The following is a 12,560-nucleotide window of genomic DNA, read 5'->3' as shown; positions in this document are numbered from 1 at the left end:
GGGGGGGGGCCCCGGCGGGCCCCCCCCGCCGCGTGTCGTCGTGCGGCGCGTGCCGCCAGTCACCAGGATCAGGACATGAGGCTTGAGCTTCGAGGCATCACCAAGCGGTTCGGGTCGCTCGTCGCGAACGACCACATCGATCTCGTCGTCGAACCGGGCGAGATCCACTGTCTCCTCGGGGAGAACGGCGCCGGCAAGTCGACGCTGATGAACGTGCTGTACGGCCTGTACACCGCCGACGAGGGCGAGATCCTCCTGGACGACGAGGTCCAGCACTTCTCGGGCCCGGGCGACGCGATGGCCGCCGGCATCGGCATGGTCCACCAGCACTTCATGCTCATCCCCGTCTTCACCGTCGCCGAGAACGTCATGCTCGGCCACGAGCAGACGCGCGGCGGCGGCAGGCTCGACCTCGAGGCGGGACGCGCGAAGGTGCGCGAGATCGCCGACCGGTTCGGGTTCCACGTCGACCCCGACGCGCTCGTCGAGGAGCTGCCCGTCGGCGTGCAGCAGCGCGTCGAGATCATCAAGGCCCTCTCGCGCGACGCCAAGGTCCTCGTCTTCGACGAGCCGACCGCGGTGCTGACGCCGCAGGAGACCGACGAGCTCATGGCGATCATGCGCCAGCTCAAGTCCGAGGGCGTCGCGATCGTCTTCATCACCCACAAGCTGCGTGAGGTCCGCGAGGTCGCGGACCGCATCACCGTCGTGCGCCGCGGGGCGATCGTCGGCGAGGCCTCGCCGGGCGCGAGCGACGCCGAGCTCGCCGCGCTCATGGTCGGCCGTGCCGTCGAGCTGACGGTGCACAAGGAGGCCCCGCAGTACGGGACCTCGGAGCTCGTCGTCAGCCACCTCGACGTCAGTGACGCGCGGGGCACCGTGCTCGTCGACGACGTGTCGTTCACGGTCCGCGGCGGCGAGGTGCTGGTCGTCGCAGGCGTGCAGGGCAACGGGCAGACCGAGCTCGCCGAGGCGCTCGCGGGTCTGCAGTCCTCCGTCAGCGGGAGCATCACGCTGGACGGCGTGGAGCTCGTCGGGCGCAGCGTGCGCCAGATCATCGACGCCGGGCTCGGGTTCGTCCCCGAGGACCGCGGCGTGGACGGGCTCGTGGGCTCGTTCACGGTCGCCGAGAACCTCATGCTGAACCGTGCCGACGAGGCGCCGTTCGCGCGCTACGGGCTGCTCCAGCTCAAGGCCCGCGACCAGTTCGCGCACGACAAGGTCGACGAGTTCGACATCCGCACGCAGGGGATCGACGTCCCGGCCGGGCGGCTCTCGGGCGGCAACCAGCAGAAGGTCGTCCTCGCGCGTGAGCTGTCGCGCAAGCTGCGCCTGCTGGTCGCGGCCCAGCCGACGCGCGGCGTCGACGTGGGCTCGATCGAGTTCATCCACAAGCGGATCGTCGAGACGCGCGACGCGGGCATCCCGGTCGTGGTCCTCGCGACCGAGCTCGACGAGGCGGTCGCCCTGGGCGACCGGATCCTCGTGATGTACCGCGGTCGTGTGGTCGGCATCGTGCCGGCGACGACCCCGCGCGACGTGATCGGCCTGATGATGGCCGGCATCGCGCCCGACGACGCAGGAGCGGCGGCATGAGCGCAGAGCAGAGCGCACCGAGCGGCGACGCCGCCGCCCGGGCGGTCGCACCCACGAGCCCGGAGTCGGGCGGCGGGGACGGCGGTCCCGACCGCCGGTGGCAGGAGGCGATCGCGCGCGCGACGTCGGGCGGCTGGGCCGTCGCCGTCGGCGCCGTGCTGCTCGCCGTGCTGGCCGGCTCGATCATGATCGCGGTCACCGACCCCGAGGTGCAGGACGCGGCGGGCTACTTCTTCTCCCGGCCCGCCGACCTGCTCAAGGCCGTGGGCGACGCGGTCGGTGGCGCGTACTCCGCACTGTTCCGCGGCGCGGTCTACAACTACAACGCGGACACGTTCGCCAAGTCGATCCGGCCGCTCACGCAGTCGCTGACGTATGCGACGCCGCTGATCCTCGCCGGGCTGGGTGTCGCCATCGGCTTCCGCTCGGGCATGTTCAACATCGGTGGCCAGGGGCAGATGCTCATGTCGGCCGCCGCGGCGGGCTGGGTCGGCTTCTCGTTCGACCTGCCGGCCGGGCTGCACATCGTCGTCGCCGTCGCCGCGGGTGTCGTGGCCGGAGCCTTGTGGGCGGGCATCGCCGGGGTGCTCAAGGCGACCACGGGCGCGCACGAGGTGATCGTCACGATCATGCTCAACTACATCGCGTTCTACCTGTTGTCCTACCTGTTGGCCACGCCCGGCCTGCTGCAGGCGCCGGGCTCCGCGAACCCGAAGACGCCGCCCATGGCGAGCACGGCGATCCTGCCGCGCATCTTCGGGCCGCAGTACCCGCTGCACCTGGGCTTCCTGCTTGCGCTCGTCGCCGTGGTGCTCGTCTGGTTCCTGCTCAACCGCTCGAGCCTCGGCTTCCGGTTCCGGATGATCGGCGAGAACCAGTTCGCCGGCCGGGTTGCGGGCGTGAACGTCTCGCGCACGATCATCGGGTCGATGCTCGTGGGTGGCGCGCTCATCGGCGCGGCCGGTTCGACGCAGGTGCTCGGGCTCATCACCAACGGCTTCGGCTCCGACATCGACGCGGGCGTCGGCTTCGACGCGATCACCGTGGCGCTGCTCGGCAGCTCGCAGCCCGTCGGCGTGTTCTTCGCGAGCCTGCTGTTCGGCGCGTTCAAGGCGGGCGGCTCGGCCATGCAGGCGGGCGAGGGCATCCCGATCGAGATCGTGCTCGTCGTCCAGTCCCTCATCGTGCTGTTCATCGCGGCCCCGCCGCTGGTCCGCGCGATCTTCCGGCTGCCCCAGCCCGAGAAGCACCGCACGGGCAAGAAGAAGCCGCGTGAGCCCAAGGCGGCCGCGGCGATGGCCGCACCCACCACCCCGACGGCGGACGGAGCAGCTCGATGACCGCCCTGGCACCCGCACCCGCGGCAGTCCCGGACGCCGGCGAGCACCGCCGCGTCCAGGTGATCAGCCGCAAGGCCCCGATCGCGTTCGCGATCGTCACGGGGCTGTTCGCGATCCTCCTGCTCGCGGTCCCTCGTGAGGGTGACGCGACGTTCCGGTTCGCGACGGTCGGTGACCTGTTCACCATCCCGAACGCGACCGTGCCCGGGATGGCGACCGCGTGGACCGCGGTCGTCATCATGGGCCTCGCGACGGTCGCCGCGTTCGTCCTGGTCGCCCGGCGCCGCCGGGTCCCGGGGTGGATCTCCCTGGTGTTCGCCTTCGTCTTCCTGGTCGGGTTCCTGGCCTGGGCGGCGGCGGGCAGCCCGAGCGACATCCCCGCCGTCCGCCTGATCGGCGGTTCGGTGCTGCTCTCGGTGCCGATCGTGTTCGGCGCGCTCGGCGGCGTGATCGGTGAGCGCGCGGGCGTCGTCAACATCGCGATCGAGGGCCAGCTGCTCGCGGGCGCGTTCACGGGCGCCTTCGTCGGCTCGGTCACGGGCAGCCCGTGGGCCGGACTGGTCGCCGCGATCGTCTCGGGCGTGCTCGTCGCGCTCGTGCTCGGCGTCTTCGCGATCACCTACAAGGTCAACCAGGTCATCGTCGGTGTCGTGCTCAACGTGCTCGTGATCGGCATGACGAGCTTCCTGTACTCGCAGGTGCTCGTGCCGAACGCCGAGCGGTTCAACGACACCGAGCGGTTCTCCCGCATCGCGATCCCGCTCCTGTCGAAGATCCCGGTCATCGGCCCGGCGCTGTTCAACCAGACGATCGTCGTCTACGTCATGTACCTGACGGTCCCCGCCGTGTGGTTCGCGCTCATGCGCACCCGCTGGGGACTGCGGGTCCGGGCCGTGGGCGAGCACCCGAGCGCGGCCGACACCGTCGGCATCAAGGTCGAGCGCACGCGGTACCGCGCCCTCGTGATCGCGGGTGCGATCGCGGGCGTCGGCGGGGCGTTCTACACGGTCGTCTCGGTCTCGAGCTTCGGCAAGGAGATGACCGCGGGTGCGGGCTTCATCGCCCTGGCCGCCGTCATCTTCGGCAAGTGGGACCCGATCCGCGCCGCGCTCGCGGCGCTGCTGTTCGGGTTCGCCTCGAACCTCGAGGGTGCGCTGTCGATCGTCGGTGCGCCCGTGCCCAGCCAGTTCATGCTCATGCTCCCGTACGTCGTGACGATCCTGGCGGTCGCCGGGCTCGTCGGACGGTCGCGGGCCCCGGCCGCCGACGGCGTGCCGTACATCAAGGAGTGAGTCGGGTGCAGGTGGACTGGGACGCGCTGCGCGCGGTCGCCACGGAAGCGATGGCCAAGGCGTACGTGCCGTACTCGACGTTCCCCGTGGGGGCCGCCGCGATCGTCGACGACGGTCGCGTGGTGTCGGGCTGCAACGTCGAGAACGCGAGCTACGGCGTCACGTTGTGCGCCGAGTGCTCGCTCGTCTCGGCGCTGGTGATGTCGGGCGGTGGGCGCCTCGTGGCGTTCACGTGCGTGGACGGGCACGGCAACGTGCTCATGCCGTGCGGCCGGTGCCGGCAGCTCCTGTGGGAGCACGGCGGCGCGGGCCTCGTGCTGGAGACCGTCAGCGGCATCCGGCCGATGACGGAGGTCCTGCCCGACGCCTTCGGCCCGGACGACCTCACCGAACGAGCAGCAGGAGCATCATGAGCGAGTCCTTCGACGCCGTCGACGTCATCGTCGCCAAGCGCGACGGGCGGCGGCTGAGCGACGCCCAGATCGACTGGGTGATCGACGCGTACACGCGCGGTGTCGTCGCCGACGAGCAGATGTCCGCGCTCAACATGGCGATCCTGCTCAACGGCATGGACCGCGCCGAGATCGCGCGCTGGACCGCGGCGATGATCGCGTCCGGCGAGCGCATGTCGTTCGCCGACCTCGGCCGCCCGACCGCCGACAAGCACTCGACGGGCGGTGTCGGCGACAAGATCACGCTGCCGCTCGCGCCGCTCGTGGCGGTGTTCGGCGTCGCCGTGCCGCAGCTCTCGGGCCGCGGGCTGGGCCACACCGGGGGCACGCTCGACAAGCTCGAGTCGATCCCCGGCTGGCGCGCCGCCCTCAGCAACGACGAGATGATGCGCCAGCTCGCCGACGTGGGCGCGGTCATCTGCCAGGCGGGATCGGGCCTGGCGCCCGCCGACCGCAAGCTGTACGCGCTGCGTGACGTCACCGGCACGGTCGAGGCCATCCCGCTGATCGCGAGCTCGATCATGAGCAAGAAGATCGCGGAGGGCACCGACTCGCTCGTGCTCGACGTCAAGGTCGGCTCGGGGGCGTTCATGAAGGACCTCGACCGGGCGCGCGAGCTCGCGCGGACCATGGTCGAGCTGGGGACCGACGCGGGCGTCACGACCGTCGCGCTGCTCACCGACATGTCGACCCCGCTCGGCCTGACCGCCGGTAACGCGCTCGAGGTCCGGGAGTCGGTCGAGGTGCTCGCGGGCGGTGGCCCGGCGGACGTCGTCGAGCTCACGATCGCGCTCGCGCGCGAGATGCTCGACGCCGCCGGACGCCCCGACGCGGACCCCGCGGCGGCTCTCGCCGACGGTCGCGCGATGGACGCGTGGCGCGCCATGATCCGCGCGCAGGACGGCGACCCCGACGCCCCGCTGCCGTACGCGCGCGAGACCGAGCAGGTGCTCGCGGAGTCCGACGGCGTCCTGACCACGCTCGACGCGTACGCGGTGGGCGTCGCGGCGTGGCGTCTCGGCGCGGGCCGTGCGCGCAAGGAGGACCCGGTGCAGGCCGGGGCGGGTGTCCAGATCCACGTGCGCCCCGGCGAGCGGGTCACCGCGGGTCAGCCCGTCCTCACGCTGCACACCGACACCCCGGAACGGTTCGGGAGGGCGCGTGAGGCCCTCGCCGGTGGGATCGTCGTCGATGCGGCCGCTGCACCCGGCGCGGGTCCGCTCGTGCTCGACCGGATCACGGCCTGAGCTCGGCGGCAGTCGCCCGCGGCCTCGTCGGGGCCGCGGGCCGTCGGACCGGTCCGACCGCGGGCTGACCTGCGACGACGGCCCGATGGCGCGGGTCGGTCGCGGGGAGAAGGATGGGTGGACGACCGTCGATGAGGAGGACGCGATGAGCACGCTGCCCGGACCGGACGCGTGGCGCGACGCGGGGATCGAACCCGTCGACCCCGACGTCCCGGCACGCCTGACCGACGACGACGCACCCGCGTCCGACCCCGAGGAGTACACGCCGGGGTTCGCACGACCCGACCGTGACGGCACCGCCGACGAGGCGGACGTCGTGGAGCAGGACACCGAGGTTCCGGCGGACGACGAGGACGACGCGTGAGCACGAACGAGGAGAGCAGCCCGGCGAGCACCGAGCCCGTCGGCACCGACGAGGTCGCCGAGAGTGTCGCCGACGAGCAGACCTCCGACGCCCAGGAACCCGACGACACCGGGTCGGTCGAGGCGCTCGTCGCGCTGATCCCGTCGCTGCCCAAGGTGCTGCTGCACGACCACCTCGACGGCGGCCTGCGGCCCGCGACCATCGTCGAGCTCGCGGCCGAGATCGGGCACGAGCTGCCCACGACCGACGCCGACGAGCTCGGCCGCTGGTTCGTCGAGGCCGCGTCGACGGGCTCGCTCGAGCGCTACCTCGAGACCTTCGTCCACACGGTCGCCGTGCTGCAGGCGGCGCCCGCGTTGCAGCGGGTCGCGCGCGAGGCCGTGCTCGACCTGGCAGCCGACGGCGTGGTCTACGCCGAGATCCGGTTCGCGCCCGAGCAGCACGTCGAGCAGGGGCTGACGCTGCAGGAGGTCGTCGACGCGGTGCGCGCGGGGTTCGACGAGGGCGTCGCGCAGGCGCGCGCCGATGGTCACCCGATCCGCGTCCTGGCCATCCTGTGCGCGATGCGCCACCTGGACCGGTGGCAGGAGGTCGCCGAGCTGGCGGTCGCGAACCGTGACGCGGGCGTCGTCGCGTTCGACCTGGCGGGGCCGGAGGACGGGTACCCGCCGTCGGCGCACCCCGAGGTGTTCGACGCGCTGCGCCACGCGCACTTCCCGTGCACGTTGCACGCGGGTGAGGCCGCAGGCACCGACTCGGTCGCGGACGCGGTCGCGCAGGGCGCGCTGCGCCTGGGGCACGGCGTGCGCCTGGCGGACGACGTGGGCGTCGACGAGCTCGGCGACCGGCTGGGCCTGCTCGCGCACTGGGTCCGCGACCGTCGGCTCGCGCTCGAGGTCTGCCCGTCGTCGAACGTGCAGACCGGCGGAGCGCCGTCGATCGCGGAGCACCCCGTGACGCGCCTGCACGAGCTCGGCTTCGCGGTGACCGTCAACACCGACAACCGGCTGCAGTCCGGCACGTCGCTCGGACGCGAGCTCGCGCTCCTCGTCGAGCAGGCGGGCTGGACGTTGCACGACCTCGAAGACGTGGCCGTCACCGCGGCCGCTCACGCGTTCGTCCACGACGACGAGCGCGCCGCCCTGATCGACACCGTGATCCGGCCTGCGTACGCCGCGGCCCGGGGAGGAAGGCACCGCGCATGACCCACGAACCGTTGGACGCCGCCGCGCTCGCGCAGCTCGTCGACCACACGCTGCTCAAGCCCGAGGCGACCCGCGCCGACATCGACGCGCTCGTCGCGGAGGCCGGCACGCTGGGCGTCTACTCGATCTGCATCTCGCCCTCGTTCCTGCCGGTGGACGTCTCGTCGGTGCCGGGCCTCAAGGTCGCGACCGTGTGCGGGTTCCCCTCGGGCAAGCACCACAGCGAGATCAAGGCGGCCGAGGCGGCCCGGTCGGTCGCGGACGGCGCCGACGAGGTCGACATGGTGATCGACGTGGGGGCGGCCAAGGAGGGCCGGTTCGACGACGTGCAGGCCGACATCGCCGCCGTGCGCGCCGCCGTGCCCGCCCCCACGGTGCTCAAGGTCATCATCGAGTCCGCGGCGCTGACCGACGACGAGATCGTGCGGGCCTGCCAGGCCGCCGAGGCGGCGGGCGCCGACTTCGTCAAGACCTCGACCGGCTTCCACCCCACGGGCGGAGCGACCGTGCACGCGGTGCGGCTCATGGCGCAGACCGTGGGTGGTCGCCTCGGGGTCAAGGCCTCGGGCGGTGTCCGGACGGCGGCCGACGCGCTCGCGATGGTCGAGGCCGGGGCCACGCGGCTCGGGCTGTCGGGCACGGCGAAGGTCGTCGGGGGCCTGGAGGCCGACGCGGGCTACTGAGCCCCGCTGCTGAGCCCTGCTGAGCGACCGCGAGGGCCGCGACGACGAACGGTGTCGTCGCGGCCCTCGCGCGTCCGGGCACTCAGGCGATGCCGAGCGCCGCGCGCATGTCGGCGGCGACCGCGTCCAGCCGGGCGCGGGCCTGGCGCCGCGCGACGCCCACGGCCTCGTCGTCGGCGTCGGGCAGGACCGGCTCGACGACCTCGAGGTAGCACTTGACCTTCGGCTCGGTGCCCGAGGGGCGCACGATGACGCGCGTGCCGTCGGCGGCGTCGAGCCGCAGCCCTTCGGTGGGCGGCAGGCCGCCGCGCTCCTCCTCGGTGCCCCGCGCGAGGTCGACGACGCGCGTCACGGACGCGCCAGCGAGCGTGGTCGGCGGGTGCTCGCGCAGCCGCCCGACGGTCGCGGGGATCTGCGCGAGGTCGTCGTACCGCGCCGAGACCTGGCCCGTGAGGTAGAGGCCGTGCGTGCGCGCGAGGTCGTCGAGCGCGTCGATCAGCGTGCTGCCGCCGGCCTTGAGGCGCGCCGCGAGGCCTGCGACCAGGAGCGCGGCGGAGATGCCGTCCTTGTCGCGCACGTTGCCCGGCGCCACGCAGTAGCCGAGCGCCTCCTCGTAGGCGTAGACCAGACCGTCCACGCGTGAGAGCCACTTGAAGCCGGTGAGCGTCTGCACGTGCCGCACCCCCGCTGCTGCCGCGATCTCCGCGAGCTGGCGCGAGGAGACGATCGAGCTCGCGAACGTGGCCTCCGGGTCGACGGGACCGAGGTCGTCGCGGATCCGCTCGGCGGCGACCTGGCCGAGCAGCGCGCCGGTCTCGTCGCCGTGCAGCATGCGCCAGCCCTCGGCGCCGGCGGTGTCCGGGCCGCGGTAGGCGCGGGCACGCGGGTCGCGGACGGCGACCGCGCACCGGTCCGCGTCCGGGTCGAGCGCGATGACGAGGTCCGCGCCGCGGTCGGACGCGAGACCCAGGGCGAGGTCGATCGCGCCGGGCTCCTCGGGGTTCGGGAACGCGACCGAGGGGAAGTCGGGGTCGGGCGCCTCCTGCTCGGGGACGACGAGCACATCGGTGAAGCCCGCGGCGCGCAGCACGCGCTCCGCGACCGCGCCGCCCACGCCGTGCAGCGGCGTCAGGACGATCGAGAGGTCGGCGGCGGCGAACCGGGCGGTCGGGTCGGCGAGCGCGAGCGTCGCCTCGACGTACGCGTCCACGACGTCCTCGCCCAGCACGGTCCAGCCGTGGTCCGCGCGCGGCACGGACGCGACCGAGGGCACGCGCGCGATCTCCGCCGCGATGGCCGCGTCGGCGGGCGGCACGATCTGCGCGCCCTGGCCGCCGTCGGTCACGACGCGCCCGCCGAGGTAGACCTTGTAGCCGTTGTCCTGCGGGGGGTTGTGCGACGCGGTGACCATGACGCCCGCGTCCGCCTCGAAGCGCAGCACGCTGAACGCGAGCAGCGGTGTGGGCAGCGGGCGGGGGAGCAGCAGCACCTCGATCCCGACGGCCGTCAGCACGGCCGCGGTGTCGAGCGCGAACGCGTGCGAGTTGTGCCGAGCGTCGTAGCCGACGACGACGCGCGGGCGCGGCGTGAGCCCGTCGAGCTCGCCCAGCAGGTAGTCGGCCAGGCCCGCGGCCGCACGGATCACCACGGCACGGTTCATGCGGTGCGGGCCGCCCGCGATCGCACCGCGCAGGCCCGCGGTACCGAACTGCAGCAGACCCTGGAAGCGATCGGCGAGCTCGGCGCGCGCGATCGCCGCCGCGCGCAGCACGGCGTCCTGCTCGGGGTCGGGCGCGACACCGCTGACGAGGCCGGGCGGCCGTTCGTCCGCGACCCGCACGAGCTCGCGGAGCTCGTCGGCCGTCTGCGGGTCCGGGTCGTCGTCGATCCACGCCTCGACCTGCGCTCGCAGGTCCTCCCACGGCTCGTCGCGGCTCATGGCCCCAAGGTACTGACCGGTAGGGCGACGCACGAACCGAACGTCCCGGCCCGTGCGCCGCCCCGCAGGTTACGGGCGGGTCAGCGGCGGGTCACACGCGCCGGATGATGTCCGCGAGCAGGGCACTGATGCGCGGTCCGGCGGCCTGCCCGGCCTCGAGCACCTCCGCGTGCGACAGCGGCACCGGGCTGATGCCCGCCGCCAGGTTGGTGACCAGGGAGATGCCGAGGACCTCCATGCCGGCCTGGCGCGCGGCGATCGCCTCGAGCGTCGTCGACATGCCGACCAGGTCGCCACCGATGCGCCCGGCCATCCGCACCTCCGCGGGGGTCTCGTAGTGCGGCCCGCGGAACTGGACGTACACGCCCTCGTCGAGGGTCGCGTCGACCTCACGAGCGAGCGTCCGCAGGCGCGTGGAGTACAGGTCCGTGAGGTCGACGAACGTCGCGCCCTCGAGCGGCGAGGTCGCGGTGAGGTTGATGTGGTCGCTGATGAGCACAGGCGTGCCCGGGCCCCACGCGGGGTTCAGCCCGCCGCAGCCGTTCGTCAGGACGACGACCGAGGCGCCGGCCGCGGCCGCGGTCCGCATGCCGTGCACGACACGGCGCACGCCCTTGCCCTCGTAGAGGTGGGTGCGTGAGCCGAGGACCATCGCGTGCTTGCCGGTCTCCCCGATGCGGACCGAGCGGATGGTCCCGACGTGGCCGTGCACGGCCGCCGCCGAGAAGCCGGGGACGTCGGTGCTCGCGACCTCGGCGACGGTCTCGCCCAGGAGGTCCGCCGCGCCGCCCCAGCCTGAGCCGAGGACGAGCGCCACGTCGTGCTGCGTCACCCCCGTGGCCTGCGCCAGGTGCGCGGCGGCCGCACGGGCCACCTCGAACGGATCGGTCGTCGGGTCGTCGAGGTCGAGGTCGTCGCTCATGACTCGCAGGTTAGCCGGGCCCGACGGGAGCAGCAGTCCGCCAGACGGCAGAATGCAGGTCGTGAGCACACCTCCCGGCACCCCCGCCCTGCCCGAGACCCGTGTCGTCGTCGTCGGGGGCGGGCCCGGCGGGTACGAGGCCGCGCTGGTCGCGCGGCGGCTCGGCGCCGACGTGACCGTCGTGGAGACCCAGGGGCTCGGCGGCGCCGCGGTGCTCACGGACGTCGTGCCCTCCAAGACGCTCATCGCCACCGCCGAGTGGATGACGATCGCCGACCGCGCGCCCGAGCTCGGCATCCGCAGCGGGTTCGGCGCGGACCACCGCCACCACATCGACCTCGCCGCCGTGAACACGCGCGTCAAGGCGCTCGCCGCCGCGCAGTCCGCGGACATCCGGGCGCGGCTCGAGAAGGAGGGCGTGCACGTCGTGCTCGGGCACGGCCGGCTCGACGGCCCGCAGCGCGTGGTGGTGACCTCGACCGACGGCGCCCCCGAGCGCACCCTCGAGGCCGACGTGGTGCTCGTCGCGACCGGTGCGCGCCCGCGCGAGCTGCCCGAGGCGCGGCCGGACGGCGAGCGCATCCTCACGTGGACGCAGCTCTACGACCTGCCGGCGCTGCCGGAGAAGCTGATCGTCGTGGGGTCGGGCGTCACCGGGGCCGAGTTCGCGGGCGCGTACACGTCGCTCGGGGCCGACGTCACCCTCGTCTCGTCGCGCGACCGCGTGCTCCCGGGCGAGGACGGCGACGCCGCCGAGCTGATCGAGGACGTGTTCAAACGACGCGGCATGACCGTGCTCTCGCGCTCGCGCGCGGCGGGCGCGCGGCGTACCGCCGACGGGGTCGTCGTGACGCTGGCCGACGGTCGTGAGGTCGAGGGCTCGCACGTGCTGTTCGCGGTCGGGTCCATCCCGACGACGAGCGGGCTCGGGCTCGAGGAGGCCGGCGTGCGCCTGTCGCCGTCGGGGCACATCGAGGTCGACAAGGTCTCGCGGACCAGCGCGCGCGGCGTGTACGCGGCCGGTGACGTCACGGGCGTCCTGCCGCTCGCGTCGGTCGCCGCGACGCAGGGCCGCATCGCGATGTCCCACGCGCTCGGGGACGCGGTCACGCCGCTGTCGCTGCGCGCGGTCGCGGCGAACATCTTCACCGCACCCGAGATCGCGACGGTCGGCTTCTCCGAGAAGCGCCTGGCCGACGAGGGTCTGCCCTACGAGGTCAGCACGCTGCCGATCACGCGCAACCCGCGCGCCAAGATGCTCGGCGTGCGGGAGGGGTTCGTCAAGATCTTCGCGAGCCCCGGCGCGGGCACGGTCCTGGGCGCGGTGCTCGTCGGGCCGCGCGCGTCGGAGTCGGTGTTCCCGCTCGCGCTCGCGATCACGCACCGGCTCTCGGTCGACCAGATCGCCGAGGTCATCACGGTCTACCCGTCGATGTCCGGCTCGCTCGCCGAGGTCGCCCGGACCCTGCACCACCCCGCGGCCGACTGACCGGTCCCGCGGGGCCGACCACGACGGACCC

The 12,560-nt window shown here is 73.5% G+C and carries 11 protein-coding genes; 9 read left to right on the top strand and 2 right to left on the bottom strand.

Features of this window, described 5'->3' with window-relative positions:
- Positions 1-75 precede the first annotated feature (75 nt).
- From CWIS_RS00420 to deoC, 8 genes are all read left to right on the top strand, one after another.
- Positions 76-1,596: an ABC transporter ATP-binding protein gene (locus CWIS_RS00420; RefSeq protein ID WP_048341235.1), complete on the top strand. Its 1,521-nt coding sequence runs from the start codon at positions 76-78 to the stop codon at positions 1,594-1,596.
- On the top strand, positions 1,593-2,936 hold the full coding sequence (locus CWIS_RS00415) for an ABC transporter permease (RefSeq protein ID WP_048341234.1): 1,344 nt from the start codon (positions 1,593-1,595) through the stop codon (positions 2,934-2,936). The genes CWIS_RS00420 and CWIS_RS00415 overlap by 4 nt, the downstream gene beginning before the upstream one ends.
- The gene (locus CWIS_RS00410) at positions 2,933-4,228 is read left to right on the top strand and encodes an ABC transporter permease (protein ID WP_053071470.1); all 1,296 of its coding nucleotides are present in this window, start codon (positions 2,933-2,935) and stop codon (positions 4,226-4,228) included. The genes CWIS_RS00415 and CWIS_RS00410 overlap by 4 nt, the downstream gene beginning before the upstream one ends.
- Before the next feature lie 5 nt (positions 4,229-4,233).
- Positions 4,234-4,641, top strand: coding sequence for a cytidine deaminase (locus tag CWIS_RS00405; protein WP_048341233.1), 408 nt, complete (start codon positions 4,234-4,236; stop codon positions 4,639-4,641).
- Positions 4,638-5,927 (top strand): thymidine phosphorylase, encoded by a 1,290-nt coding sequence (locus tag CWIS_RS00400; protein WP_048341232.1) that lies wholly within the window; start codon positions 4,638-4,640, stop codon positions 5,925-5,927. The genes CWIS_RS00405 and CWIS_RS00400 overlap by 4 nt, the downstream gene beginning before the upstream one ends.
- A gap of 145 nt (positions 5,928-6,072) precedes the next feature.
- Complete coding sequence (locus tag CWIS_RS00395; protein ID WP_048341262.1) at positions 6,073-6,291, top strand: hypothetical protein; 219 nt, start codon at positions 6,073-6,075, stop codon at positions 6,289-6,291.
- 134 nt (positions 6,292-6,425) lie between these two features.
- On the top strand, positions 6,426-7,496 hold the full coding sequence (locus tag CWIS_RS00390) for an adenosine deaminase (protein ID WP_048341261.1): 1,071 nt from the start codon (positions 6,426-6,428) through the stop codon (positions 7,494-7,496).
- Positions 7,493-8,179: a deoxyribose-phosphate aldolase gene (deoC, locus tag CWIS_RS00385; RefSeq protein WP_048341231.1), complete on the top strand. Its 687-nt coding sequence runs from the start codon at positions 7,493-7,495 to the stop codon at positions 8,177-8,179. The genes CWIS_RS00390 and deoC overlap by 4 nt, the downstream gene beginning before the upstream one ends.
- 82 nt (positions 8,180-8,261) lie before the next feature.
- On the opposite strand, the gene CWIS_RS00380 is transcribed toward deoC, so the two are convergent.
- The gene (locus tag CWIS_RS00380) at positions 8,262-10,118 is read right to left on the bottom strand and encodes a phospho-sugar mutase (protein ID WP_048341230.1); all 1,857 of its coding nucleotides are present in this window, start codon (positions 10,116-10,118) and stop codon (positions 8,262-8,264) included.
- Between the two features lie 91 nt (positions 10,119-10,209).
- Complete coding sequence (locus CWIS_RS00375; protein WP_048341229.1) at positions 10,210-11,040, bottom strand: purine-nucleoside phosphorylase; 831 nt, start codon at positions 11,038-11,040, stop codon at positions 10,210-10,212.
- A gap of 52 nt (positions 11,041-11,092) precedes the next feature.
- On the opposite strand from CWIS_RS00375, the gene CWIS_RS00370 reads away from it, so the two are divergent.
- A complete protein-coding gene (locus tag CWIS_RS00370; protein ID WP_048341228.1) occupies positions 11,093-12,529 on the top strand; it encodes an NAD(P)H-quinone dehydrogenase in 1,437 nt (478 codons plus the stop codon).
- Positions 12,530-12,560 lie beyond the last annotated feature (31 nt).

The organism is Cellulomonas sp. A375-1, assembly GCF_001040865.1.
Taxonomy (GTDB): domain Bacteria; phylum Actinomycetota; class Actinomycetes; order Actinomycetales; family Cellulomonadaceae; genus Cellulomonas; species Cellulomonas gelida.
This window is presented reverse-complemented; position numbering and strand designations above follow the sequence as displayed.